We start from the raw sequence: 23,860 nt of genomic DNA, 5'->3' as shown, positions 1-23,860 counted from the left end.
CGGCCCCATTCTCCGGCACCCGCTCCAGCACCGCGAAATGTAAAGCGGTGTTCGGGTCACTCCTGCGGTGGCCGGACGCCGCACAGGCTGCCGTAACACGGCTTTACATTTCGTAACACCGCTTTACAGATCAGGGGAGCTGGTCGACCAGGGCGGGCAGCGCGCCCCCGAGGACGGCGAGCAGCTCGTCGCGGGTCAGGCCGTGCGGGTCCTCGGCCCAGCGCAGGGTCATCTCCTCCACCAGCAGTGCCCAGCCGCGCACGACCAGCCGGGCACCGGCGGTGTCGGGCATGATCTCGCTCTGCGCGTCCGCGGTGAAGACCCGCTCGGAGAGCCGGTGCCGGGTGGTCTCGTAGATCTCCCGCAGGTCGCCCGGCCCGCTCGCGGCGCCCTGCACCAGCGAGCGATAGCCCTCGTAGTTGGCCGCCACATAGTCGACGTACGCCGTCAGCGAGGCGAGCAGCCGCTCCAGCGGGTCCCCCTCCTCCGGGGGCGCCGTCTGCTCGTAGAGGTCGTCGGCGGCGCGCTGCACGACCGCGCGATGGAAGCCCTGCTTGGAGCCGAAGTAGTGGTAGAGCAGCCCCCGCGAGATCCCCGCCTCGGCGCAGATCAGGTCGATGGTCAGCTCCTCCAGCGACCGGGTGGCGAGCAGCTGCACCCCCAGGTCGAGGAGCTGCTCGCGACGCTGCTCGGGGCTCAACCGGGTCCGGCCGCCGGCGGCGGATGTGGGCGCGCTCACCCCACCCACTCTATTGACACTTGTTCAATAGCGCCAATACCGTCACCGCATGACGTCCACCACCCTCCCTCCCGCCACGCAGCACGTGATCGTCGGCGCGGGCTTCGCCGGCCTCGGTACGGCGATCAAGCTGGCCGAGGCCGGCGAGCACGACTTCGTCGTCATCGAGAAGGGCACCGAGGTCGGCGGCACCTGGCGGGACAACACCTACCCCGGCGCCGCCTGCGACGTGCCCTCGCAGCTCTACTCCTTCTCCTTCGCGCCCAACCCGGACTGGTCGATGTCGTTCTCCCCGCAGCCGGAGATCCAGGCCTACCTGCGCCGGGTCGCCGAGGAGTCCGGGGTGCTGGACCGCTTCGTCTTCGACACCGAGGTGCAGGACGCGACGTACGACGCCGCCGCGCAGCGCTGGCGGGTCACGACCTCCCGCGGGGAGATCGAGAGCGAGACGCTGATCACCGGCTCCGGCGGGCTCTCCGAGCCGCGGCTGCCCGACATCGAGGGCATCGACGACTTCGCCGGCGAGATCTTCCACTCCGCGCGGTGGAACCACGACGTCGACCTGACCGGCAAGCGGGTCGCGGTCATCGGCACCGGCGCCTCGTCGATCCAGATCGTCCCCGAGATCGCCAAGCAGGTCGCGCACCTCGACGTCTACCAGCGCACGGCGCCCTACGTCATCCCCCGCAACGACCGGCGCTACACCGGTCTGGAGAAGCGCCTCTTCAAGCTCTCCCCGGCGGTGCAGCGGCTCTACCGTACGGCGATCTACTGGGGCCGGGAGACCTACGTCCCCGCCTTCACCTGGCGGCCGCGGCTGGCGGCACCGGCCAAGCAGGCCGCGCTGATCAACATCCGCCGCGGGATCAGCGACCCCGAGCTCCGGCGCAAGGTCACCCCGACCTTCGAGATCGGCTGCAAGCGGATCCTGATCTCCAACACCTACTACCCCGCGCTCGCCCGGGAGCACGTCGACCTGGTCACCGACCCGATCGCCCGGATCACCCCGACGGGGGTCGTCACCGCCGACGGCACCGAGCGGCCGATCGACGTCCTCATCGTCGCGACCGGCTTCCACACCACCGAGCAGCCGATCGCCGAGCACGTGCGCGGCCGCGACGGCCGCAGCCTGGCCGAGGTGTGGGCCGAGGGCGGAATGAGCGCCTACAAGGGCACCACGGTGCACGGCTTCCCCAACCTCTTCCAGATCGTCGGCCCCAACGTGGGCCTGGCCCACTCCTCGATGGTCTTCATGATCGAGTCCCAGGTCGCCTACATCGTCGACGCGATCCGCACCATGCGGGCCCACCGCTTCGGCGCGGTCGAGCCGACCCGCGCCGCGCAGGAGGCGTGGAACGACGACCTCCAGCAGCGGATGACCACCACGGTGTGGAACACCGGCGGCTGCTCGAGCTGGTACCTCGACTCCCACGGACGCAACACCACCCTGTGGCCGCGCACCACCTTCACCTTCCGTCGTCTGCTGCAGCGCTTCGACCTGCCGGCCTACGACGTGGAGGCGGCGGTCGCCCAGCCCACCAACGACGAGAAGGAAGCGGTGTCAGCATGAGGTCTCTGGACGGGAAGGTCGTCGTCATCACCGGCGCCGGGTCGGGCATCGGGCGCGCGCTCGCGCTCAACCTGGCCGCCCGGGGCGCGCGGCTCGCGCTCTCCGACGTCGACGAGGCCGGGCTGGCCGAGACGGCGCGGCTGGTCACCACGGGATCGCCGGCCGAGGTGCACACCGCCCGGCTCGACGTCGCCGACCGCGACGCCATGGCGGCGTACGCCACCGAGGTGTCCGACCACTTCGGCGTGGTCAACGTCGTGGTCAACAACGCCGGCGTCGCGCTCTCCGGCGAGTTCGGCGACCTCACCTACGAGGACATGGACTGGATCATCGGCATCAACTTCTGGGGCGTCGTGCACGGCACCCACGAGTTCCTGCCGCACCTGATCGCCTCCGGCGAGGGCCACATCGTCAACGTCTCCTCGCTCTTCGGGCTGGTCTCGATGCCGGGCCAGTCGATGTACAACGCCAGCAAGTACGCCGTCCGCGGGATGTCCGAGGCGATCCGCGAGGAGCTGCTGATCGCCGGCCACCCGGTCGGGATGACCGTCGTCCACCCCGGCGGCATCAAGACCGCGATCGCCCGCAACGCCCGGGTCTCGTCCAACGAGTCCGCGGAGGCGACGGCCAAGACGTTCGACGAGAAGCTGGCCCGAATGACCCCGGAGAAGGCCGCGGAGATCATCGTCAACGGGATCCTCAAGAACCGCGCCCGGGTGCTGGTCGGCATGGACGCGCACGCGATCCACCACGTCGGCAAGCTGCTGGGCTCGCGCTACCAGGACGTGATCGCGATGGGGGCGACCCGCAGCGGCCTGCTGCCGGCCAAGCGCGAATCGGCCGAGCGGGTGGAGGCCGAGAGCGCGCAGGCCTGAGCCCGTCTACGCTGCGGGCATGAGGCCCGGCAGCCGCATCCACGTGGCGATGACCAAGTGGGGCGAGCGCCCGCACTGGGAGTTCGACGGCCGCCTCCTCGGCGAGGACGAGCACGGCACCTGGCTGGGCATCCCGGCCGGCACACCGCACGCCCGGCCGGGGATGGCCTTCGACTCCGAGGTGGACTCGGTGACCCTCTTCCCGCGCGAGGGCTGGTGGGTGGCGACCTTCCAGGCGCCGGGCATCTGGTGCGACACCTACGTCGACATCACCACCCCGGCCACGATCGAGGGCGACCGGGCCGGCGCGATCGACCTGGACCTGGACGTCGTCCGGCTCAGCGCGGACGGCCGGGTCTATGTCGACGACGAGGACGAGTTCGCCGAGCACCGGGTGACCTACGCCTACCCCGCCGACGTGGTGCGCAGCGCCGAGGAGGCGTGCGCGGGCGTGCGCGCGGCGATGGAGCGCCGGGAGGCGCCGTACGACGACACGACGGCCGCCCGCTGGCTAGGCCGGCTCGCCGTCCTGGCCCGCCGTTGAGCCGCGCGGGCGCCGCCGGCGCACCCGGGAGACGCCCACCATCCGCGGGCCGGCGAGCCGGTTCTCCAGCCGGCGGGCCTCGCGCTTGACCGGCTGGGCGACGTACTCCCCGAGCAGCACGCCTGCCGCGAGGGCCACCGCCACCGACACCGCCGTGACCATGGCGAGCAGCCCGGTCACGGTGCCGGCGAGGCCGGTGGCCAGCAGCGACAGGCCGCGGTAGATCGACAGGCCGGGCAGGAACGGCACGACCGCCGCGACGGCCACCACCAGCGGCGGCACCTTGAAGCGGCCCGAGACGCCGAAGGCGACCAGGCCGACGAAGAACGCGGCGGTGCCGGCCGCCCACGTGCGACCCATGCTGCTGGCGTCGATGACCTGGAAGATCACCGAGCCCACCCCGGCCACCACCGCGATCGGGAACCAGCTGCGCCAGGGCGCCCGCGACGCCACGGCGAAGGCCGCCGCCGAGATCGCGCCGCCGAGGACCACCGTCGGCAGGCTGGCCAGGTCGATCCGGCCGGGCTCCAGGATCCCGAGGTCCATCCCGGCCATCCGGCCCAGCGCCAGGCCGCCGCTGACCCCGGCGATGATGCCGCCGGTGGAGAGCATCGCCTCCAGCAGCCGCGCTGAGGCGGTGAGGTAGAAGCCCATCAGCGCGTCCTGCAGCGCACCCATGAAGCCGATGCCGGCCAGCAGCATCATGATGTTCGCGGTGACGACCAGGGAGGAGTCGGTGTTCGGCACCAGCGCGTGCAGCCCGAGCGCCAGCAGGGTCGCGACCAGGCCCCCGGCGACCTGGAGGTAGAACACCGGCAGCCGCTGCGCGGTCAGCCGCTGCTGCAGCCGGTCGATGACCATCGCCGCGACCAGCGCGCCGAGGGTCACCGCGATGCCGCCGCCGAGGTAGACCGCGACGGCGGCGCACATGACGCCGTGGGCGAGCGTGACCGCCCAGCGGGGCAGGGTGTGCGGGGCGGAGACGATCTGGTTCATCTGCTTGCGGGCCGCGTCGAGGTCCACGTGCCCGCCGACGATGTCGCGGGTGAGCCGGTCGACCCGGGTCAGCACCTCGTAGTCCAGCGCCCGGTGCTTGACCAGGCGCAGCACCATCACCGGCGCCTGCTCCCCCGCGCGATCCAGGCTCACCGACAACGAGGTGAAGGTGACGTCGATCTCCGGGTCGTTCTGACCCATCGCCCAGGCGACGGCCTGCATCGTCGCGGTCACGTCCGACGCTCCCGCGCCGGACGCCATCAGCACCTCACCGATCCGAACGCACAGGTCCGCGATCTGCGTGAGCCGTCGCTCCTCCTCCACAGCGCGTATCGTCCCACCAACTCAAGGGGGGAGGTACGCCGGTCCCGGCATCCCTACGCTGGTCCCATGCGCCTGGACTTCCGGCCCTCGCCTGCCCCCACGATCGGGGTGGAGTGGGAGTTCGCCCTGGTCGACCGGGGCTCGCGCGACCTTGTGAGCCGCGCCTCGGAGCTGATCGCGGAGGCGGCCCCCCGGCTGGAGGATCCCGAGCGCCTGCACCGGGAGCTGCTGCGCAACACCGTGGAGGTGGTGACCGGCATTTGCGGCACGGTCGAGGAGGCGATGGACGACCTGCGTCGCAGCCTGGACGTCGTACTCCCCGCCGCGGAGGGGCTCGGCACCGACCTCTTCGGCGCCGGGACCCACCCCTTCGCCCGGTGGACCAGCCAGCAGGTCACCGAGGGCGAGCGCTACGAGGAGCTGATCAACCGCACCCAGTGGTGGGGCCGGCAGATGCTCATCTGGGGCGTGCACGTGCACGTCGGGATGCCCGAGCGGGACCGGGTGATGCCGGTGATCGCCTCGTTGCTCGACACCTTCCCGCACCTGCAGGCGCTCTCGGCGTCCTCGCCGGTGTGGGCCGGCACCGACACCGGATACGCCTCCAACCGGGCGCTGATGTTCCAGCAGCTGCCGACCGCGGGCCTGCCGTTCACCTTCGACACGTGGGCGGAGTACGAGTCCTGCGTCGCCGACCAGCTGCACACCGGGGTGATCGAGGGGCTCTCCGACATCCGCTGGGACATCCGGCCCGCGCCGAAGCTCGGCACGGTGGAGCACCGGGTCTGCGACGGCGTCTCCGACATCGGCGAGCTGGCCGCGCTCACCGCGCTGGTGCAGTGCCTGGTCGTGGACCTCGACCGGCGGGTCGCCGAGGGCGAGCCGCTGCGGCCGATGCCGCCGTGGCACGTCCAGGAGAACAAGTGGCGCGCGGCCCGCTACGGCCTGGACGCCATCGTCATCACCACCGCCGACGGGGACGAGCGGCTGGTGACCGAGGACCTCGCCGAGCGGGTGGACCGGCTGATGCCGCTCGCCAAGGAGCTCGGCTGCGCCGACGAGCTGTCGGCCGTGATGGACATCCCGGCGCGCGGGGCGTCCTACCAGCGCCAGCGCGCGGTGGCCTCGCGCACCGGCGGGGACCTGGTGGCCGTCGTGGACAGCGTCACCGAGGAGCTGCGCGCCGGCCTGTGAGCCGGCTCATCGCGTCGGCGGCAGCGCGTCGGACGCCTCGAGCGGGTCCATCCCGGTGAGCAGCAGCAGGTCGGCGATGATCGAGCGCAGCTGGGCGAGCAGCACCTCGACCGACAGGGCGTCGCTGCGCTCGAGGTGCCCGGTGCCCTGGGCGACGACCAGCAGGGCCGGCTCGGCGTCGGTCGGGCGGCGGTTGGCCGCGAGCTCGTCGGCGACCAGGTCCACCGCGTCGGCCAGGTCCCGGGTGAGCACGGCATAGCCGCGCGGCACCGGGCGGCGGCGGTACGCCGACACGGCGGTGTTGCGGACCAGCACGCGGGTGCTGCGCAACGCCCGGTCCAGCGGGTCGACCAGGTCGGCCATCCGCCGCTGGTCCTTGCGGTGGTGGATCCGGAACGGCGAGGACGCGACCACCGAGAGCCCCTCCTCCGAGGCCGACTGCAGCTCGCGGATGAGGTAGTCGGTGGCCCGAGCGTCCGCCAGCAGCTCCAGCGCGGGCTCCACCTCGCCGGAGTCCATCACGTCCGCCGAGGCGCGCAGCAGCTCGGCGATCTTGCGGGTCACCTGCGCCGCCTGCTCGCGCGGTCGGCGCAGCGGGGCCGCCGGCACCAGGGTCGCCGCCAGCAGGGCGACCGCGCCGCCCACGAGCGCGTCGGTCCACCGCGTGAGTGCGGCGCCGGGGTCGGGCACCAGGGTGGACACGACGATCGACTGCACCGCGGCCTGCATGGTGAACAGCTGCCCGCCGTCGAGGAGGAAGGCGATGGACATCGCCAGCACCACGATGAGGACCAGCTGCCACCAGCCGGAGCCGATCCACACGACGAGCAGGTCCCCGATGAGCACGCCGATGGCCACCCCGAGGGTCACCTCGGCGACCCGGCGCAGCCGCTGGCCGTAGGACGTCCCGAGGCTCACCACGGCTGCGATCGGGGCGAAGAACGGGGTGGGGTGGCCGAGCAGGTCCTTGGCGATGAACCAGGCGAGTCCGGCGGCCAGGGCGCACTGCGCGATCTGGTAGCCCTTGGACCGCAGCCGGGCCACGCGGGTCCCGACGGAGGTGCGACTGCGGCGCACGGCACGGTCCAACATGCGCTCGAGCGCACGGTCGGGCCGGTTCGCACGGTCCGCGGCGTCCGACATGGTCAGAATCGTGCCAGAGCCACGCCGGGGTCGGCGGCCCGGAGCCGGGCGCGGGTCAGGTCGGCCACCGTGGCGAACCCGGCCGCGTGCGCGTGCGTGCCGGGGCGGGTCGGCTCGGCTATCTGGATCGACAGGCAGGTACGGCGCCCGCCGTCCTCGGCGTTGGCCGCGGCCACGGCGTGCCCGGTCGTCCCGGAGCCCGCGAAGGGGTCCAGCACGCGGGCGTCGTCGGGCATGGTGGCCAGGATCCGGCGCAGCAGCCCGGTCGGCTTCGGCGACTCGAAGGCGGGCCCGACCAGCGCCTTCAGCTCGGCGACCGCGGTGTCGGTGGATCCGACCTCCTCGGCCAGCCAGACGGTGGTCAGCTTCTTCCGCCGGCCCGGGTGCAGCCAGTCCCGTTGGGAGACGTCCACCCGGTCGCCGCGCGTCCCCCGCACGACCCGGCACACCAGGTCGTCGGGCCGGGAGGCGACCAGCGGCGCGGACCAGCGCCAGACCGCGGGCCGCCCGTCGCCGAAGACCGGCCACACCTCCTGGGCGCCCGCGAACTCCTCGACCGCGACCCGGCCGGTGGCGGGGTCGCCCCACAGCGGGTAGTGGAGCGTCCGGGCGGTGCGCGGGTTGAACCGCTTGTTGGTGTTGCGCAGCGGCAGCAGCCGGAACCGCCGGCCGTCCTCGGCGGTGTGCGGGAAGTCCCGCGGGTCGACGGCGTCGGCCGTGGAGGCGTCCAGCACGCATGCGGCCCGGTCCCGGGCGTGCACGAGGAGGTACTCGTGGGAGGTGGCGAAGCCCCCGCCGAGCTGGCGGCCCTTGGGGTTGAGGTTGACCGTGATCTGCGCGAGGAAGGTGTCCTCGCCGAAGACCTCGTCGAGCAGGAGCCGCAGCCGGGGCTGCTCGTGGTCGTCGATGCTGACGAACACGGCACCGGTCGGCGCCAGCACCCGCCGTACCTCCTCCAGGCGGGGCCTGAGGAACGCCACCCACTCCTCGTGGCTGCGCCGGTCGCGATAGGCCAGGGGCGAGCCGGTGTTGTACGGCGGGTCCAGGTAGACCACGTCGAAGGAGGCGTCCGGCAGCCCCTGCAGCACCGGGAGGTTGTCGCCCTCGACGAACCGGTTCTGTGGGTGCATATTGGGCAGGCTAGCCCGCGCGAGCGTGACCTTTCCGTCGCTGCGCGGTTGAGGTTCCTCGGAAAGGACCACCATGAAGCGTCTCGCCCTCAGCGCCGTCACCGCCGTGACCGCCGCCCTGGTCACCGTCCCGTCCGCGACCGCGCCGGCCACCGCGACGACCGGCGTCTCGGTCACCAACCGCTGCCTGAGCAGCGTGCCGGACCCGGGCTCGCAGACTGCCGTGCCGATCTGCTTCACGCTCTTCCGCCCCGCGGGGGCGACGGCCGATCGCAGGGTGCCGATGATCATGCACAGCCACGGCTGGGGCGGGTCCCGCACCACCGACCCGGCGGCCTTCGACCGCTGGCTGTCGGCGGGGTACGGCGTGCTCTCCTTCGACCAGCGCGGCTTCGGCGAGAGCGGCGGGCGCGCCTACGTCGAGAACCCGCGGGTCGAGGGCCAGGACGTGCAGCGGCTGATGCGATACGTCGCCGAGCGCGGCTGGGTCCGCAAGGACGCCCCCGGCGACCCGCGGATGGGCGCGATCGGGGGCTCCTACGGCGGCGGCTACCAGTACCTCGCCGCGTTCTCGAGCATCGACACCCGCGGCAAGCCCGTCCTCGACGCGCTGGCGCCGGAGATCACCTGGTTCGACCTCAAGGAGTCGCTCGCGCCGCAGGAGGTCGTGCGCACCGAGTGGGCGCTCGCTCTCAGCGCGTCGTCGGTGCCGACCGACGCCCTGCCGCCCACCGTCTACAAGGCGCTGGTCGAGGGCTCGGCCACCGGCACCTGGCCGGACGGGTCGGTCCCCGGCACGGAGGACCTGGACCCGTTCTTCGCACGCAACGGACCGAAGTGGCACGTCCGGCACGGCGACCGGCTGGACATCCCGGTGCTGATGGGCCAGGGCACCACCGACACCCTCTTCCCGCTCCAGCAGGGGCTGGCGACCTGGCAGCGCGCCCTCACCCCGAGCGCGCGACAGCGCAGCATCTTCGTCGGCTACAACGGCGGCCACGTGCTCCCCGCGCTGCTGCCCCGTGGGGTCGAGGCGACCTCCGACCCGTGCAGCCGGCGGCTGGCCGGCGGCGACTTCGAGCAGCTCGCCGTACGGTTCATGGACGAGCGGCTCAAGGGCCGCGACCGCGACCTGCGCGGCTACGGCCGCTACCACCTGGCCACGCCGTCCGGGTCCTGCACCAGCGTGGACTCGGTGCGCGCGAACTCCACCTACCGGCTGGGGCAGGTCGCCTCCACCACCGCGGCCGGGGCGCCGCTCGCCTACCCCGTCGCGGCCGGGCCGCTGCGGGTGGCGGGCACGCCGTACCTCACCGGCGACGTGACGGCCCTCGGCCTGGACAGCCGGGCGTTCTACGGGTTGGCGGTCGGCACCTCCCCGGCCGATGCAAGGCTGGTGCAGAACAACGTGCTGCCGCTGCGCGAGCGGACCCCGGTCCAGGGAGTACGCCGCCGGGTCGCGCTGCCGTCGGTGGCGGTGAACGTCCCGCGCGGGCAGCGGCTCTACCTGCTGGTGAGCCCCGTCTCGGACACCTTCGCGGGGATGAGCAGCCGCACGCCGGGGGTGATCACCATCGACAGCACAGTTCTGCATCTCCCCCGCGTCGGCGGCTGAGCTGACCTACCCTGAGCCACATGAGTCACATGCGCCCCCACTCCCTCACCGCGGTCCTGCTGTCCGGTGCGCTCGCCGGCTCCCTCGCCCTCGGCGTGACCCCGGGCGCCGGGGCCGAGGACCGGAGCGGACCGCCGGCGGGTGAGCGCATCCCCTTCCAGACCTCCGACCGGGTGCCGGGCGAGATCGCGCCGCCGCGGGTGCTCGCGCGGGTGGTGGCTCCCCGGGTCTACAACCAGACCTCGCGGGCAATGGCGCAGGGCGTGCGCTACCGCGCGTGGACCCAGCAGGACGACCCGGCCCGCGACCCCTACCGGGTGCACCTGGTCGAGGCGAGCCTCAGCACCGCCGGGGTGCGGCTGGACCTGCTCTCGGACCCGAACAGCATCCGCCAGCGGCGGACCGTCCCGTGGCTGATGAATCGCGAGCGGGGCGTCGTCGCCGGGGTCAACGGCGACTTCTTCGACATCCGCGACACCGGCGCACCGCTCGGTAACAGCCGCGACCTGGAGCGCAATCTGCTGGGCGCCCGGCAATACATCTGGACCACCTCGTTCTGGATCGACGGTTCCGGGGTACCCCAGATCGGCGAGCAGAGGCTGGTCGCCTCGATCCCGCAGCGGCCGACCTGGCAGATCGCCCACTACAACTCCCCCACCGTCTTCCCCGACCAGATCGGCGTCTACACCCCCGACTGGGGCACCACCCTCGGTGCCCGGGTGACCGACGGCCGAACCCGGCGCGTTCGGGAGGTCGTGGTGCGGGGCGGGATCGTCCGCTCCAACCGGACCCGCCTGTCCAAGGGCGTGGACATCACCGGCCGGGTCTTCATCGGCCGGGGCCGGGGCGCCGACCGCCTCTCCCGGCTCAAGGTCGGCTCGCGCGTCGGACTGCGGTGGAAGCTCAGCAACGGCCCGGTGCGGATGGCGGTCAGCGGCAGCGACCAGCTGCTCCGCGGCGGCGCGCTCACCGTCAGCGACGACGGCGCGCTCCACCCGCGGACCGCGATCGGCATCGACCGGGACACCAACCGCGTCCTGCTGGTCGCCGTGGACGGCCGCTCGGAGTCCAGCGCCGGCACCACCATGGTCGGCCTGGCCCGGCTGCTGCGCCAGCAGGGCGCCGAGGACGCGATCAACCTGGACGGCGGCGGCTCGACCACGATGGTCGAGCGGCGCACGACCGGCGAGACCCGGGTGCTCAACGCGCCGTCGGACGGCCGGCCGCGCCCGGTCCCGAACGGGCTGGCCGTCTTCGCCAAGCCGCTCAGCTGACCGGCGCCAGCTCGATCCCCGCGGCGCGCGCCGGGGCGGCGTACGCCTCCGCCAGGCTCTGCACCGTCTCGTGCGCGTTCAGGCCCGACGGGTTCGGCACCACCCACAGCTCGGCCCCCGCCAGGTCCTCCGGCTGCCGCCCGGGCATCGCCTTAGGGCGGCCGAACGCGGTGCGGTAGGCCGTGATCCCGGCGACGGCCACCACCGCCGGGCGCTGCTCGGCGACCGTGCGAACCAGCTGCTCGCCCCCGGCCCGCAACTCGGCGCGGGTGAGCTCGGACGCCTTCGCGGTGGCGCGCCGTACCAGGTTGGTGATGCCCACCCCGCGCGCCCGCAGGTGGTCGCGCTCCGCCTCGGTCATCCCGGCGCTGGGGTCCACCGGCTCGGTGATGATCCCGGCCCGCAGCAGCGCGGGGTAGAACCGGTTCACCGGGTGGGCGAAGTGCGTCTGGGTGGCCGCGGTCCACAGCCCCGGGTTGATCCCGACGAAGAGCAGCCGCAGCGGCGGGCCGCCGGGCCCGGGCAGCAGGTCGGGTACCTCGGCGTCCCGGAAGGACTCGAGCTCGGCGCGGGTGAAGCGGGGCACGGGGCCGCACGCTACCGGCCCGGCGACTCACACCGGGAAGGGCTGCTCCTTGCCGAGCACCGTGAGGCCGTCCTGCACGACGAACCCGCGGGCCTCGTCCTCCGCCGGGTCGACGCCGACCCGGGCGTTCGCCGGGACGACGACGCCCTTGTCCAGGATGGCGTTGCGTACGACGGCCCCGCGCTCCACCCGGACGCCGTGCATCAGCACCGAGTCCGACACCTCCGCGCCGGTGCGCACCCGGACCTCCGGCGAGAGCACCGACCGCTGCACCCGGCCGCCGCTCACCACCACACCCGGGGCGAGGACGCAGCTCTCGGCGACGACGAACTGGTCGTCGGCGCCGCGGCTGATCTTGGCCGGCGGCTGGGGGCCGTAGGAGGTGTAGATGGGCCAGTCGAAGTTGTAGAGGTTGAACACCGGCACGGGCGCGACGATGTCCATCTGCGCCTCGTAGTAGGACTGCAGCGTCCCGACGTCGCGCCAGTAGTCCCGGTCGCGCTCGGTCGCGCCCGGCACCTCGTTGTCCTTGAAGTCGTAGACCGCCGCTTCCCCGCGGGAGACGAAGGCGGGCACGATGTCGCCGCCCATGTCGTGCTTGGAGCCCTCGAGCTCGGCGTCCGCGGTCACCGCCTCGACCAGGGCGTCGGCGTCGAAGACGTAGTTGCCCATCGAGGCGAGGATCTCCTCGGGCGAGTCCGGCAGCCCGCGGGCGTCGGTGGGCTTCTCCAGGAACTCCCGGATCCGCTGCGGGTCCTCGGCGTCGACGTCGATGACGCCGAACTGGTCGGCGGAGGCGAGCGGCTGGCGGATCGCGGCGACCGAGCAGCGGGCGCCGGACTCGATGTGCTGCTCGACCATCTGGGAGAAGTCCATCCGATAGACGTGGTCGGCCCCCACGACCACGACGATGTCCGGCTTCTCGTCCCGGATCAGGTTCAGCGACTGGAAGATCGCATCGGCGGAGCCGAGGTACCACCGCTTCCCGACCCGCTGCTGCGCCGGGATCGGGGCGACGTAGTTGCCGAGCATCGTCGACATGTCCCAGGTCTGGGTGATGTGCCGGTCCAGCGAGTGCGACTTGTACTGCGTCAGCACGACCACCTGCAGGTAGCCGGAGTTGACCACGTTGGAGAGCGCGTAGTCGATCAGCCGGTAGATGCCGCCGAACGGCACCGCCGGCTTCGCGCGGTCGGCGGTCAGGGGCATCAGCCGCTTGCCCTCACCGCCGGCGAGGACGATGGCCAGGACCTTCTTCCGGGACGGGGGCATGGGGCCACCTTCCCTTCCCCGGGGCGGTCGTGTCGAGACCTGTCCGCGGAACGGCGATCCGAGTAGCGTCTGCGCCATGCGCGTCGACGTCCTCACCAAGGAATACCCGCCCGAGGTGTACGGCGGCGCCGGGGTGCACGTGGCCGAGCTCGTCCGCGCGCTGCGGGCCCGCGGCGACGTGGAGGTGCGGGTGCGTGCCTTCGGTGCCCCGCGGCCCGAGGAGAGCACCGACTCCTATCCCGACCTCGCCGAGCTGGCGCGCGCCAACGCTGCGCTGCGCACGCTGGGCGTGGACCTGGCGATCGCCGACGACTGCGCCGGCGCGGACCTGGTGCACTCGCACACGTGGTACGCCAACCTGGCCGGGCACCTCGCCTCGCTGCTGCACGGGATGCCGCACGTGCTGAGCGCGCACTCGCTGGAGCCGCTGCGGCCGTGGAAGGCCGAGCAGCTCGGCGGCGGGTACGCCGTGTCCTCCTGGGCGGAGCAGACGGCCTATGAGTCGGCCGCGGCGATCATCGCGGTGTCCGCGGCGATGCGCGACGACGTACTCCGCAGCTATCCCGCCGTCGACCCCGACCGGGTGCACGTGGTGCACAACGGGATCGACACCGAGGACTGGCACCCGGTCGACGACCCCGACCGGGTGCGCGAGCTGGGCGTGGACCCGGACCGCCCGAGCGTGGTGTTCGTCGGCCGGATCACCCGGCAGAAGGGACTGCCGCTGTTCCTCCGGGCCTGCCAGGAGCTGCCGTCCGACGTGCAGGTGGTGCTCTGCGCGGGCGCGCCCGACACCGAGGAGATCGAGCGGGAGGTGGTGGCGCTCGTCGAGCAGCTACGCGCCGACCGCGGCGACCCGGCGTCGGTGGTGTGGATCCGGGAGATGCTGCCGCGGCGCGACGTCTCCGCGCTGCTGACCGCGGCGACGGTGTTCGCCTGCCCGTCGATCTACGAGCCGCTGGGCATCGTCAACCTCGAGGCGATGGCCTGCGAGGCGGCCGTGGTGGCGACGGCGACGGGCGGCATCCCCGAGGTGGTCGTGGCTCCCGACGACGCCGACGGGCGTACGCCGACCGGGTTGCTGGTCCCGATCGATCAGGCCGACGACGGCACCGGCACCCCGCTCGACCCGGACCGCTACGTCGCCGACTTCGCCGCCGCGCTGACCGAGCTGCTCGCCGACCCCGAGCGGGCCGCGGAGATGGGTCGCGCCGGGCGCAAGCGCGCGATCGAGGACTTCTCCTGGGCGGCGATCGCGGACAAGACGATGGAGGTCTATCGCCGGGCCACCCAGGCGAACGGCACCTGAAGCACGCCCTCGCCCCCGTCGAGCCGGACGTGGTAGCGGGTGCGGCCGATCTTGGCCACGCGGCCGGTGTGGCCGGCCCATTCGCCGGCCTCCTCGGTCACCCGGACCCGGGTGCCGCGGGCGAGCAGCACGAGCCGTCGCCCGGTGAGCAGTCGCTCCAGCTCGGCGTCGTAGTTGGGATGCATCACCGCGACCCGGCCGTGGTGGGTCCAGGTGAAGAGGTGCGCCAGGTCGAAGCGGGTCGAGCACTCCCGGCAGGTCATCACCCGCTCGGGGCGGCGGTGCCGGCCCACCGAGTGGCCGGCCGGGCAGACGCCCAGCCAGGCGGTCTCGACGGTGGGCGCGTCGGCGGGGACGCACCGCTCCCCCGAGCAGCCGATCTGCCGGGCGACCCGCCTCCAGTGCTCGTCGTGGCCGTGCCGCGGCCCGGCGAGCGCGTGCGCGATCTCGTGCAGGATCGTGTCGCGCACGTGCTCGTCGCTGTGCAGCCGGGTCAGCGGGGCGCTGAGCCCGATGGTCCGGCGGTCGAAGTGGCACACGCCGGCCCTGCGGCGGGCGTTGTCGAGGCGGACCTGCCAGTCGCCCAGGCCGTGGGCGACCAGCAGGCCCTCGGCGAGGTCGACGGCGTCGGTGAGGTCCATGGATCGAAACGGTAGCCGGGGTCGCCGACAACCGGGCCGGGACGGCGCGGGGCCCTAGCCTGGACCCCGTGAGCGATGTCTGGAGCGCCGTCGAGCGGCCGACCCGGCGGGGGGTGGCGCTCGACGTCCTGGGGGGCGTGGCCTTCGCCGTGGGCATGGGCGCGCTGCACCTCCAGATCGGGCCGGCGGCCGGGGTGGCCGCCGTACTCCTCGGGGCGGCCCTGGCGGTGCGCCGGCTCTCCTGGCCGCTGATGTCGGCGCTGGCGATCGCCGCCGCCGTACCTCAGGTCGCGACGGGTCAGCTGGCCTATCTCGCCGACCTGGCCTACGCCGCCCTCTTCGCCACCCTCGGCAGCAGCCGCTCGCCGCTGGCGCGCCGCTTCGGTCTCGTCGCGGCGGTCGTCGCCACCGTGGTCGGGGGCCTCTTCATCGCCTTCCTCCCGGCCGGGCCCGACCGCTCGCTGCTGATGACCGTCGTCGCCGTGCTCGGGATGGCCGCGCTCACCGCGGTGTTCACACTCGGCGGATGGCTGCTCGGCTACCTGCGCTGGCAGACCCGGCGGGCCGTGCAGGCGCGGGTGGACGCCCGGCTCGAGGCCGCCGAGCGCCGCCGGGTGAGCGAGCTCTACGACGTCGAGCAGGAGCGCCGCCGGATCGCCGCGGACATGCACGACGTGGTCGCCCACTCCTGGGCGGTGGTGGCGGCTCAGAGCGACGGCGCCCGCTACGCGCTGCGTCACGATCCCCCGGCCGCCGAGCGGGCGCTGGAGGTGATCGGCGAGACCGCGCGCACCGCGATCGCCGACCTGCGCACCATCGTCGCCCAGCTGCGCGACCCCGCGCTGGCGCCGAGTACCCCCGGACACGCCCAGCAGCAGGAGGTCCTGGAGCGGATGCGCGCGTCGGGCATGACGGTGGAGCTGCACGAGTCCGGCACCCGCGACGACTCCCCGCTGGTCGCGCTGACCGCCCACCGACTGCTGGCGGAGTCGCTCACCAACGCGCTCAAGCACGGCGACCTCACCGGGCCGGTCCGGGTCGAGCAGGACTGGCGCGACGGCTACCGTCTGACCGTGACCAACCGGCTGGGCGACTCCCCCGAGAGCGGGGACGGCACCGGGCACGGCCTGGTCGGGATGGCCGAGCGGGCCACGGTCGCCGGGGGCACGTTCACCGCCGGGCCCGAGGGGGACGCCTGGGTGGTCCGCGCCCACGTCCCGTCCGCCGAGGCGGCATCGTGACCCGGATCCTGCTGGTCGACGACCAGGCGCTCTTCCGTGCCGGCATCGCGATGGTGCTGGCCAGCCAGCCCGACCTCGAGGTGGTCGGCGAGGCCGCCGACGGCGACGAGGTGCCCGCCCTGGTCGAGTCGACCCGCCCGGACGTGGTCGTCATGGACGTCCGGATGCCCCGGGTGGACGGCGTGGAGGCGACCCGGCGGCTGGTCGAGCGGCACGGCGAGGCGGCCCCGCGGGTGCTGGTGCTGACCACCTTCGACCTCGACGACCTGGTCGCCGACGCCATCGAGGCCGGCGCGAGCGGCTTCGTGCTCAAGGAGTCCGACCCGGAGCTCCTGCTGGCGGCGATCCGCGCGGTCGCCGACGGCACCCAGGTGGTGGCGGCGGGCGCGACCCGGGCGCTCTTCGAGCGGTTCCGCGGGCGTGCCGCATCGACGCCGGGCGCGGAGTACGCCCGACTCACCCCGCGCGAGCGGGAGATCCTGCTCCGCGCGGCGCAGGGGCTCTCCAACGCCGAGATCGCGGCCGCGGAGTTCCTCTCCGAGGCGACGGTGAAGACCCACGTGTCCCGGATCCTGGGGAAGCTGGACCTGCGCGACCGGGTCCAGCTGGTGGTCTACGCCTACGAGCACGGGCTGCTGTGACCCCGGCGCCACCCTGAGGCACCGTACCTCTGGAGATGTAGGCGGAATCCCTCCGCGGCCCGATGTGTCACGGCGCCCGGATTCCTAGCGTGGTGGGCATGAACTCACCGATGCAGAATCCCGCTCAACCAAGCGCCTCTCCGGTCCTGACCATGCGCCGGGTCGTCAAGACGTACGGCGAGGGCGCCGGCGCCGTGGCCGCCCTCGACGACGTCACGGTCACCATCCCCCGCGGCGGATTCACCGCGATCATGGGCCCGTCCGGCTCCGGCAAGTCGACCTTCATGAACGTCGCGGCCGGGCTGGACGACGCCACCGGCGGCGAGGTCGTCCTCGCCGGGCAGCCGCTCTCCCGACTGGCCGACGAGGGCCGCACGGTGCTGCGGCGCGAGCAGGTCGGCTTCATCTTCCAGGCCTTCAACCTGGTGCCGACGCTGTCGGCGATGGAGAACATCCTGCTCCCCTTCGAGGTGGCCGGGCGGAAGGTCTCCGGCGAGCAGCGGCGGTGGATCGACCACCTGGTGGGCGCGCTCGGGCTGGCCGACCGGGTCGACCACCGGCCCAGCGCGCTCTCCGGCGGCCAGCAGCAGCGGGTCGCGATCGCCCGCGCGCTGGCCAGCCGGCCCGCGATCATCTTCGCCGACGAGCCGACCGGCAACCTGGACTCGCGCAGCTCCCGCGAGGTGCTGACCCTGCTGCGCACGGCCGCGCAGGAGTACGGCCAGACCATCGCGATGGTCAGCCACGACCCGGTGGCCGCCTCCTACGCCGACCGGATCCTGGTGATCGCCGACGGCCGGATCGTCGGTGACCACGGCCCGATGACGCCGCAGCAGATCTCCGACCTGCTCATCGGCTTCGAGACCGGGGTGCCGGCATGAGCCGCCGCAACCTGACCCTCGGCTCGCTGCGCGAGCTCGGCACGGTCGGCCTGGTCGCCGGCCTCAGCGGCGCCTACGCCGCGACCCTGATCATGGCCTCCTCGATCCTCGCCACGATGAGCGGTGACAGCAGCGGAACCACCGGGCTCACCCTCATGGTGGTCGCCGGGGTGTTCATCCTGATCGCGCTCTATGTCTCCGCGGTCGTCATCGTCAACGCGGTCGACACGGTGATCTCCGGCCGGCTGCGGCACATCGCCCTGCTCCGGCTGCTCGGCGCCGGCGGCCGGTCGCTGCGGTCCTCGGTCGTCCGCGGCACAGCGACGGTGGGCGCCCTCGGCGCGGCCGCGGGGATACTCACCGGCACGCTGCTGACCGACCTGGTCCGGATGGCGCTGGTCGCCCGCGGCTCGCTGCCCGAGGCCGACTATCCCCTCGCCAGCGCCCAGCTGCCCTTCGCCTTCGGGCTGATCGTGCTCGCCGCCACGGCGGCCGGCTGGCTGGGCTCGCGGGCGGTGCTGCGGGTGACCCCCGCCGCCGCCATGGCGGGTACGGCGGCACACCGGCCCGCCCCGCTGCGGCACGCTGCCGCCCGGGCCGTCGGGGCCGCCGTACTCCTGATCGGGGGCTTCGCGGTGCTCGCCCTCGGCGCGCTGATCGGCGAGGACTCGCCGGGCGGGCTGCTGGTCGCCTTCTGCGGCGCGGCCACCTCGGCCACCGGCCTGCTGCTCGGCGCCCGGTTCGTCATCCCGGGCGTCGTGGGCGGCTTCAGCCGGCTGCTGGGCCGCGACCCCTCCACCCGGATCGCCCGGCGCAACGCCGTACTCGACCCGCTGCGCACGACCCGCTCGACGATGGGCCTGGTCATCGGGGTGACGCTGGTGACCACCTTCGCCTCCGGGATGGCCGCGCTGAGCGCGTCGGTGGATGCGTGGGGCCTGCCCGCCGCCCAGCGGGCCGATGCCCAGCAGATCCTGGGGGTCGCCACGACCGTGCTGATCTGCATCATCGTGATCTCCTCGCTGATCGCCGCCGTCGGGTTCGTCAGCACCATGTCGCTCACCGTGCTGCAGCGGCACCGCGAGATCGGGCTGCTGCGATCGCTGGGGTTCACCCGCTCCCAGGTGCGCGCGATGATCACCAAGGAGTCGGTGGCTCTCTCCGCCTCGGCCGTGCTGTTCGGGATCGCGCTCGGCCTGGTCTACGGCTCGCTGGGCGCGCAGTCGCTGATCGGCGCGATGACGCCCGGCCTGGTGTGGGGGATCCCGCTGCCGGCGCTGCTGGCGATCGCCGTGGCCGGGCTGGTCCTCGTGCTGGTCTCCTCCCGCGGCCCGGCCCGCCGGGCGGTGGACGTGACGCCGGTGGAGGCGCTGCGGATCGAGGCCTGACGCCTGGCCCCGGGTGTTCTCCGTCCGGATGCACGGAGGTCACCTGGGGCCACTAGGCATATCGCGTGATCCACAACACCCCCCGTCTCGACCTCGACCGCCGTACCTTCCTGGCCTCGCTCTCCGCGCTGGCCGGCACGGCGGCCGCCGCCCAGTTGCCTGTGGACCGCGGGAACGCGGCACCGCCGCCGAAGGGCGGCGGCTACCCCTTCCGGCTGGGCGTCGCCAGCGGCGACATCTCCTCGACGGGGGCCGTGCTGTGGACCCGCCTGGTGCCCGAGCTGTTCGAGCCGGGCGGCGGCATGCCGCGCCGGAAGGTGCCGGTGCAGTGGCAGGTCTCCACCAACGAGAGCTTCCGCGGGATCGTCCGCTCCGGGAGCGCTTGGGCCCTGCCGGAGCTGGCGCACTCGGTGCACGTGGAGGTCGACGGCCTGCAGCCGGACCGCGAGTGGTTCTACCGCTTCCGCTACCGCGGCGACGTCTCGCCGGTCGGCCGGACCCGCACCGCGCCCGCGGCGTCGGCCTCGGGCGGGGCGCTGGCGTTCGCGTTCGCGAGCTGTCAGGCGTGGGGCGACGGCTACTACCCGTCGTACCGGCACATGGCCGAGGAGGACCTGGATCTGGTCCTGCACCTGGGCGACTACGTCTACGAGGGCGGGATCGGCGCGAACGGCGGCTACCGCAAGACACCCGTGCCCGCGGTGCTGCGGGACGCGCCGCGCGACGTCGAGCGGTGGCGGATGCAGTACGCGCTCTACAAGTCCGACGAGGAGCTGCAGCGCGCGCACGCCCGGTTCCCGTTCATGGTGACGTGGGACGACCACGAGATGCAGAACGACTACGCCAACACCCGGTCGCAGTACGAAGGCGACATCAGCGCCCTCCGAGCCGCCGCCTACCAGGCGTGGTACGAGCACCAGCCGGTGCGCCGCCCCTCCCGGTCGGCGACGAGCCCGGTGATCTACCGGCGGCTGCAGTGGGGCTCGCTGGCGCAGCTGGACCTGGTCGACGGCCGGCAGTACCGCGACGTCCCGCCGTGCGGCTGGGGCGAGGCGCCGGCCTGCGAGGCGGCGTACGACCCCTCGGTGACGATGCTCGGGCGGGCGCAGGAGCGTTGGCTGTACGACGGCCTGAGAGCCTCGCGGGCGCAGTGGAACATCCTCGGCAACAACGTGATGCTGGCGCGCCTGGACCACGACGGCCCCGCCGGGGACCGGCTCTGGCACGACGCCTGGGACGGCTTCCCCGCCGCGCGCAAGCGGCTCACCGACACCTGGACCAGCGCCGGGGTCTCCAACCCGGTCGCCGTCACCGGCGACTGGCACTCCACCTTCGTCAACGACATCCGCGCCGACTTCGACGCGCCGGACTCCCCCACCGTCGGCACCGAGTTCGTGGGCACCTCGATCTCCAGCAACGGCGACGGCGCGGTCTACGGGCCCTACTACGGCCCGATGATCCCCTTCAACCCGCATATCCGGTTCTTCGACGGCGACCGGCGCGGCTACATGCGCTGTCGCGTGGACGACGCCCAGATGCGGGTCGACTTCCAGACCGTCACCACCGTCAGCACCCCCGACGCCCCGGAGTCGACCTTCGCCTCCTGGGTGGTCGAGGACGGGCGCCCCGGAGCCGTGCGCGTGTGATCAGCCCTCGATCGTGGTGACGACGGTCGTCACCGAGGGCAGCCGCGGGGTGGAGCTGAAGCCGAAGTGGCACGGCTCCACGGGTGCGAGCTGCCCCAGGGGACGGCCGTCGAAGGCGCCCTCCATGGCGTCGATGCGCCGTACCGCGGTGGCGCCGTACCACTCCCGGCGGCCGTTGCCGGCGCTCCCGCGGGTGCGGACCCCGCGCAGCAGCAGGCGGGCCAGCGGGTCGGTCACCGTGCTCCATGCCGGGCTCTCCGCGAGCCCGCGCGGGACGAGGCGCAGCAGCCGCCCGAGGAGGGTCGACCGGCCGATGTGCAGGCTCAGCACCAGCGAGGGCGACCGAACCCGCCATCCGCGGCCGTCGGCCTCGACCACGATCGGCTCGACGCGCACCTCGTCGAAGCGGTAGGTCGTCGCGACCAGCTCCGCCACCTCCGCGCTCGGCGCCAGCAGGACCCGGTGCCCGGCGGGCGTCTCGACCATCGCGTCCGCGAAGGCGCCGTACGGCGACTCCGCCCAGCGTCCCACCACCACGCGCACCCCGCTGGCGCTGCCGACACCGGCGATCTCGCCGCGGAAGGTCAGCCGCACCCGGCCAACGATACGCGTGGGAGGGACTCTCCGCAGGGCGCAACGAGGTCGCTCGTAGCCACACTGGCAGAAGTCACGGATCGGCCCTCGCGTGAGCGGGGACATGGGGATCCAGAGGAGGTTCTGCCAGTTCGGCTCCGAGAGCGGGCGAGCAGCCTGCGCGCGGTCAGGCGGGCTGGATCTCCTGGGAGAACAGCACCGTGCCCTGGAGATCGCGGAGCGAGGCGGTGAAGAGCCCCGAGTCGTCGATGTCGACGTGCCCGAAGAACTGGTTGCCGGTGCGCGGGGACTCGTTGGGCCGGGCGGGGTACTTCTGGAAGACCACCTCCGGGCCGAACGTGGCGTCCAGCTTGCCGGGCCCGAAGGTGCCGGCGTTGATCGGGCCGGCGACGAACTCCCAGAACGGCGCGAAGTCGGTGAAGGCGGCCCGCTCGGGCGCGTAGTGGTGGGCGGCGCAGTAGTGCACGTCCGCGGTGATCCACACGACGTTCTCGATGTCCTTGATCTGCTGCAGCAGGTAGGCCAGCTCCAGCTCCCGGCCCAGCGGCCGCCCGGCGTTGTCGTTGGCGATCGCCTCCATCGCGCCGGGCGAGCCGACGACCAGGCCGAGCGGCAGGTCCGCGGAGATCACCTTCCACGTGGCGCGGGAGCGGCGCAGCTCGCGGATCAGCCAGTCGGTCTGCCGGGTACCGAGCACGCCGGTGCGCTCCGGCTCGGTGTTGGCGGTGTTCGGGCTCTTGAAGCTGCGCATGTCCAGCAGGAAGAGGTCCAGCATCGCCCCGCGCGAGACCTTGCGATAGAGCCCGCCCTTGGCGAAGCCGCCACCGCCGCGCGGCACCTCGACCGGCTGGTAGTCCTGCCAGGCCCGCTTGGCCCGCTCCGCGAGCACGTCGACCCGGCGCTCGGTGTAGCGCTCGTCGGTGAGGATCTCGCCGGGATACCAGTTGTTGTGCGTCTCGTGGTCGTCCCACTGCGCGAAGACCGGCACGTCGGCATACATCGCCCGGATGTTCTCATCCAGCAGGTTGTAGCGGTGCCGGCCGCGGAACTCGTCGAGCGACTCGGCGACCTTCTCCACGCCCTCGGCGACCACGTTGCGCCAGATCTGGCCGTCCGGCTCGACCACCTGCGCATCGATCGGCCCGTCGCTGTAGACGGTGTCGCCGGCGTGCACGAAGAAGTCCGGCCGGGTCTCGTGCATCGCGCGGTAGCCGATCATCCCGCCGAAGTCGGGGTTGATCCCCCAGCCCTGCCCCGCGGTGTCGCCGGTCCAGACGAAGCTGGTGCCGCGGGGGCGCACGTCGGCGGTGCGGAACGTCGCCGGCAGCATCTCGCCGACCCGGCCGCGCTCGTCTTCGAAGCCCAGCCGGGCGACGTACTCCTGACCCGGCCGGAGCCCGTGCAGCGGCAGCCGCGCGGTGAAGTCGGACTCCGGGGTGGCCCACGGGCCGCGCAGAGCGCGGGTACGGCGACCGTCGCCGACCCGGGCGATCAGCCGGCCCGGCCCGGACGACCGCGCCCACAGGATCGCCTCGCGGCTGGAGACCTCGCCCGTCTGCACGCCGTAAGGCAGGCTCAGTCGGCCGCCCACCTGGCCGGGCGCCTTCCGCTTCGCGAGCGCCGGCGCGGCGGGCGAGGCGGTGGCGCTGAGAGCACCGGCGGCACCAGCGGCCCCGGCGAGGAAGGTACGGCGTCGCAGCTCGGTCATGGGCTCAGCCCACGCTATGCAGCCTGTGCCGGTCTATGGCTGGCAGGTGAAGTCTCGGGGAACTCCCGCTTCGACCGGGCCGGCAGCCCCACGGCGAGCGCCGCCAGCAGGAGGAGGACACCGGAGACGCCGGCGGGCCACGGCGTGTAGTCGTGGGAGGTGTAGAGGAACAAGAACGGCGTGGTCATCAGGTGGCTGATGGCGGGCAGCGCCGCGAACACGAGCACACCGAGGGCCCACGCCCGCCCGGGCGGAAGAAGGCCGCGGACCAGCAGCCACATCACCGGGACCAGCGCGGCGAGCATCAGCCACCAACCCAGCCCGCTGCCCTCGGCGTAGTCACCCAGCCAGGTCAGCGGCGGATAGGCCGCGGTGTCGTAGGAGTCGTCCTGGCGCGCGATGCAGGCGGCGGAGTCGTAGCGGGTGCGCAGGGCGCACGCCGGCCACCACCGCTCCAGGTCGCCCAGAACGAGCGCCACCCCCGAGGCGGCGAGCAGCGGCACCGCCGTCCACACGGCCCAGCGTCCCCTCGATGCCGCCATGGCGCCC

General features: G+C 73.2%; 22 protein-coding genes. 12 read left to right on the top strand and 10 right to left on the bottom strand.

The window, feature by feature from the left end; all coding sequences use genetic code 11:
* Nucleotides 1–130: 130 nt before the first annotated feature.
* Nucleotides 131–739, bottom strand: a complete 609-nt coding sequence (locus K8W59_RS03185; protein WP_223397311.1) for a TetR/AcrR family transcriptional regulator — start codon at nucleotides 737–739, stop codon at nucleotides 131–133.
* 49 nt (nucleotides 740–788) lie between these two features.
* Between K8W59_RS03185 and K8W59_RS03180 the strand changes: the two genes are divergently transcribed.
* The 3 genes from K8W59_RS03180 to K8W59_RS03170 are packed head-to-tail and all read left to right on the top strand — an operon-like array spanning nucleotide 789 to nucleotide 3,728.
* Nucleotides 789–2,309 carry a flavin-containing monooxygenase gene (locus K8W59_RS03180; RefSeq protein ID WP_223397310.1) on the top strand — a complete coding sequence of 507 codons (1,521 nt, stop codon included), beginning with the start codon at nucleotides 789–791 and terminating at the stop codon, nucleotides 2,307–2,309.
* A complete protein-coding gene (locus K8W59_RS03175) occupies nucleotides 2,306–3,184 on the top strand; it encodes an SDR family NAD(P)-dependent oxidoreductase (RefSeq protein ID WP_223397309.1) in 879 nt (292 codons plus the stop codon). The genes K8W59_RS03180 and K8W59_RS03175 overlap by 4 nt, the downstream gene beginning before the upstream one ends.
* A 19-nt stretch (nucleotides 3,185–3,203) precedes the next feature.
* Entirely contained in the window at nucleotides 3,204–3,728 is a 525-nt protein-coding gene (locus K8W59_RS03170; RefSeq protein WP_223397308.1) for a DUF402 domain-containing protein, read from the top strand.
* Here the strand turns inward: K8W59_RS03170 and K8W59_RS03165 are convergent.
* Nucleotides 3,696–5,048: a threonine/serine exporter family protein gene (locus tag K8W59_RS03165; RefSeq protein ID WP_223397307.1), complete on the bottom strand. Its 1,353-nt coding sequence runs from the start codon at nucleotides 5,046–5,048 to the stop codon at nucleotides 3,696–3,698. The two genes, K8W59_RS03170 and K8W59_RS03165, sit on opposite strands and share 33 nt — an antisense overlap.
* Before the next feature lie 66 nt (nucleotides 5,049–5,114).
* Here K8W59_RS03165 and K8W59_RS03160 point away from each other — a divergent pair, with 66 nt between their 5' ends.
* Complete coding sequence (locus K8W59_RS03160) at nucleotides 5,115–6,242, top strand: glutamate--cysteine ligase (protein ID WP_223397306.1); 1,128 nt, start codon at nucleotides 5,115–5,117, stop codon at nucleotides 6,240–6,242.
* Between the two features lie 6 nt (nucleotides 6,243–6,248).
* Here K8W59_RS03160 and K8W59_RS03155 read toward each other — a convergent pair whose 3' ends face one another.
* Nucleotides 6,249–7,334 carry an FUSC family protein gene (locus tag K8W59_RS03155; protein WP_223397305.1) on the bottom strand — a complete coding sequence of 362 codons (1,086 nt, stop codon included), beginning with the start codon at nucleotides 7,332–7,334 and terminating at the stop codon, nucleotides 6,249–6,251.
* Nucleotides 7,335–7,387: 53 nt separating this feature from the next.
* Nucleotides 7,388–8,515: a site-specific DNA-methyltransferase gene (locus K8W59_RS03150; RefSeq protein ID WP_223397304.1), complete on the bottom strand. Its 1,128-nt coding sequence runs from the start codon at nucleotides 8,513–8,515 to the stop codon at nucleotides 7,388–7,390.
* Between the two features lie 73 nt (nucleotides 8,516–8,588).
* On the opposite strand from K8W59_RS03150, the gene K8W59_RS03145 reads away from it, so the two are divergent.
* Together K8W59_RS03145 and K8W59_RS03140 are read left to right on the top strand one after the other, a co-directional pair.
* The gene (locus K8W59_RS03145; protein ID WP_223397303.1) at nucleotides 8,589–10,130 is read left to right on the top strand and encodes an alpha/beta fold hydrolase; all 1,542 of its coding nucleotides are present in this window, start codon (nucleotides 8,589–8,591) and stop codon (nucleotides 10,128–10,130) included.
* 20 nt (nucleotides 10,131–10,150) lie between these two features.
* A complete protein-coding gene (locus K8W59_RS03140) occupies nucleotides 10,151–11,404 on the top strand; it encodes a phosphodiester glycosidase family protein (RefSeq protein ID WP_223397302.1) in 1,254 nt (417 codons plus the stop codon).
* Here the strand turns inward: K8W59_RS03140 and K8W59_RS03135 are convergent.
* Together K8W59_RS03135 and glgC are read right to left on the bottom strand one after the other, a co-directional pair.
* Nucleotides 11,397–11,990 (bottom strand): mismatch-specific DNA-glycosylase, encoded by a 594-nt coding sequence (locus K8W59_RS03135; protein WP_223397301.1) that lies wholly within the window; start codon nucleotides 11,988–11,990, stop codon nucleotides 11,397–11,399. The two genes, K8W59_RS03140 and K8W59_RS03135, sit on opposite strands and share 8 nt — an antisense overlap.
* A 27-nt stretch (nucleotides 11,991–12,017) precedes the next feature.
* Nucleotides 12,018–13,262 carry a glucose-1-phosphate adenylyltransferase gene (glgC, locus tag K8W59_RS03130; protein ID WP_223397300.1) on the bottom strand — a complete coding sequence of 415 codons (1,245 nt, stop codon included), beginning with the start codon at nucleotides 13,260–13,262 and terminating at the stop codon, nucleotides 12,018–12,020.
* Nucleotides 13,263–13,338: 76 nt separating this feature from the next.
* On the opposite strand from glgC, the gene glgA reads away from it, so the two are divergent.
* Nucleotides 13,339–14,571 (top strand): glycogen synthase, encoded by a 1,233-nt coding sequence (gene glgA / locus K8W59_RS03125; protein ID WP_223397299.1) that lies wholly within the window; start codon nucleotides 13,339–13,341, stop codon nucleotides 14,569–14,571.
* Here glgA and K8W59_RS03120 read toward each other — a convergent pair.
* A complete protein-coding gene (locus K8W59_RS03120; protein WP_223397298.1) occupies nucleotides 14,538–15,212 on the bottom strand; it encodes a SprT-like domain-containing protein in 675 nt (224 codons plus the stop codon). The genes glgA and K8W59_RS03120 overlap by 34 nt on opposite strands.
* A 68-nt stretch (nucleotides 15,213–15,280) precedes the next feature.
* On the opposite strand from K8W59_RS03120, the gene K8W59_RS03115 reads away from it, so the two are divergent.
* From K8W59_RS03115 to K8W59_RS03095, 5 genes are all read left to right on the top strand, one after another.
* Nucleotides 15,281–16,453, top strand: coding sequence for a sensor histidine kinase (locus K8W59_RS03115; RefSeq protein ID WP_223397297.1), 1,173 nt, complete (start codon nucleotides 15,281–15,283; stop codon nucleotides 16,451–16,453).
* On the top strand, nucleotides 16,450–17,094 hold the full coding sequence (locus K8W59_RS03110) for a response regulator (RefSeq protein ID WP_223397296.1): 645 nt from the start codon (nucleotides 16,450–16,452) through the stop codon (nucleotides 17,092–17,094). Before K8W59_RS03115 ends, K8W59_RS03110 begins: the two co-directional genes overlap by 4 nt.
* A gap of 98 nt (nucleotides 17,095–17,192) precedes the next feature.
* Nucleotides 17,193–17,975 carry an ABC transporter ATP-binding protein gene (locus K8W59_RS03105; protein ID WP_397195944.1) on the top strand — a complete coding sequence of 261 codons (783 nt, stop codon included), beginning with the start codon at nucleotides 17,193–17,195 and terminating at the stop codon, nucleotides 17,973–17,975.
* Nucleotides 17,972–19,363, top strand: coding sequence for an ABC transporter permease (locus K8W59_RS03100; protein WP_223397295.1), 1,392 nt, complete (start codon nucleotides 17,972–17,974; stop codon nucleotides 19,361–19,363). Before K8W59_RS03105 ends, K8W59_RS03100 begins: the two co-directional genes overlap by 4 nt.
* Before the next feature lie 65 nt (nucleotides 19,364–19,428).
* Nucleotides 19,429–21,009 carry an alkaline phosphatase D family protein gene (locus K8W59_RS03095; RefSeq protein WP_223397294.1) on the top strand — a complete coding sequence of 527 codons (1,581 nt, stop codon included), beginning with the start codon at nucleotides 19,429–19,431 and terminating at the stop codon, nucleotides 21,007–21,009.
* On the opposite strand, the gene K8W59_RS03090 is transcribed toward K8W59_RS03095, so the two are convergent.
* The 3 genes from K8W59_RS03090 to K8W59_RS03080 form a co-directional block, all read right to left on the bottom strand.
* Nucleotides 21,010–21,603 carry a hypothetical protein gene (locus tag K8W59_RS03090; RefSeq protein ID WP_223397293.1) on the bottom strand — a complete coding sequence of 198 codons (594 nt, stop codon included), beginning with the start codon at nucleotides 21,601–21,603 and terminating at the stop codon, nucleotides 21,010–21,012.
* 166 nt (nucleotides 21,604–21,769) lie between these two features.
* Complete coding sequence (locus tag K8W59_RS03085) at nucleotides 21,770–23,311, bottom strand: alkaline phosphatase D family protein (RefSeq protein ID WP_223397292.1); 1,542 nt, start codon at nucleotides 23,309–23,311, stop codon at nucleotides 21,770–21,772.
* A gap of 14 nt (nucleotides 23,312–23,325) precedes the next feature.
* On the bottom strand, nucleotides 23,326–23,853 hold the full coding sequence (locus K8W59_RS03080) for a hypothetical protein (RefSeq protein ID WP_223397291.1): 528 nt from the start codon (nucleotides 23,851–23,853) through the stop codon (nucleotides 23,326–23,328).
* Nucleotides 23,854–23,860: the final 7 nt, after the last annotated feature.

Source organism: Nocardioides rotundus (genome assembly GCF_019931675.1).
In the GTDB taxonomy this organism is placed as follows: domain Bacteria; phylum Actinomycetota; class Actinomycetes; order Propionibacteriales; family Nocardioidaceae; genus Nocardioides; species Nocardioides rotundus.
The sequence above is the reverse complement of the archived record's forward strand: the minus strand, read 5'-3'. Positions and strand labels throughout refer to the sequence as shown.

Coding starts and splice junctions, on each gene's coding strand:
- K8W59_RS03180 (WP_223397310.1), top strand. CDS start 789: ATGACGTCCACCACCCTCCCTCCCGCCACGCAGCACGTGATCGTCGGC.
- K8W59_RS03175 (WP_223397309.1), top strand. CDS start 2,306: ATGAGGTCTCTGGACGGGAAGGTCGTCGTCATCACCGGCGCCGGGTCG.
- K8W59_RS03170 (WP_223397308.1), top strand. CDS start 3,204: ATGAGGCCCGGCAGCCGCATCCACGTGGCGATGACCAAGTGGGGCGAG.
- K8W59_RS03160 (WP_223397306.1), top strand. CDS start 5,115: ATGCGCCTGGACTTCCGGCCCTCGCCTGCCCCCACGATCGGGGTGGAG.
- K8W59_RS03155 (WP_223397305.1), bottom strand. CDS start 7,334: ATGTTGGACCGTGCCGTGCGCCGCAGTCGCACCTCCGTCGGGACCCGC.
- K8W59_RS03150 (WP_223397304.1), bottom strand. CDS start 8,515: ATGCACCCACAGAACCGGTTCGTCGAGGGCGACAACCTCCCGGTGCTG.
- K8W59_RS03145 (WP_223397303.1), top strand. CDS start 8,589: ATGAAGCGTCTCGCCCTCAGCGCCGTCACCGCCGTGACCGCCGCCCTG.
- K8W59_RS03140 (WP_223397302.1), top strand. CDS start 10,151: ATGAGTCACATGCGCCCCCACTCCCTCACCGCGGTCCTGCTGTCCGGT.
- glgC (WP_223397300.1), bottom strand. CDS start 13,262: ATGCCCCCGTCCCGGAAGAAGGTCCTGGCCATCGTCCTCGCCGGCGGT.
- glgA (WP_223397299.1), top strand. CDS start 13,339: ATGCGCGTCGACGTCCTCACCAAGGAATACCCGCCCGAGGTGTACGGC.
- K8W59_RS03120 (WP_223397298.1), bottom strand. CDS start 15,212: ATGGACCTCACCGACGCCGTCGACCTCGCCGAGGGCCTGCTGGTCGCC.
- K8W59_RS03105 (WP_397195944.1), top strand. CDS start 17,193: ATGAACTCACCGATGCAGAATCCCGCTCAACCAAGCGCCTCTCCGGTC.
- K8W59_RS03100 (WP_223397295.1), top strand. CDS start 17,972: ATGAGCCGCCGCAACCTGACCCTCGGCTCGCTGCGCGAGCTCGGCACG.
- K8W59_RS03085 (WP_223397292.1), bottom strand. CDS start 23,311: ATGACCGAGCTGCGACGCCGTACCTTCCTCGCCGGGGCCGCTGGTGCC.
- K8W59_RS03080 (WP_223397291.1), bottom strand. CDS start 23,853: ATGGCGGCATCGAGGGGACGCTGGGCCGTGTGGACGGCGGTGCCGCTG.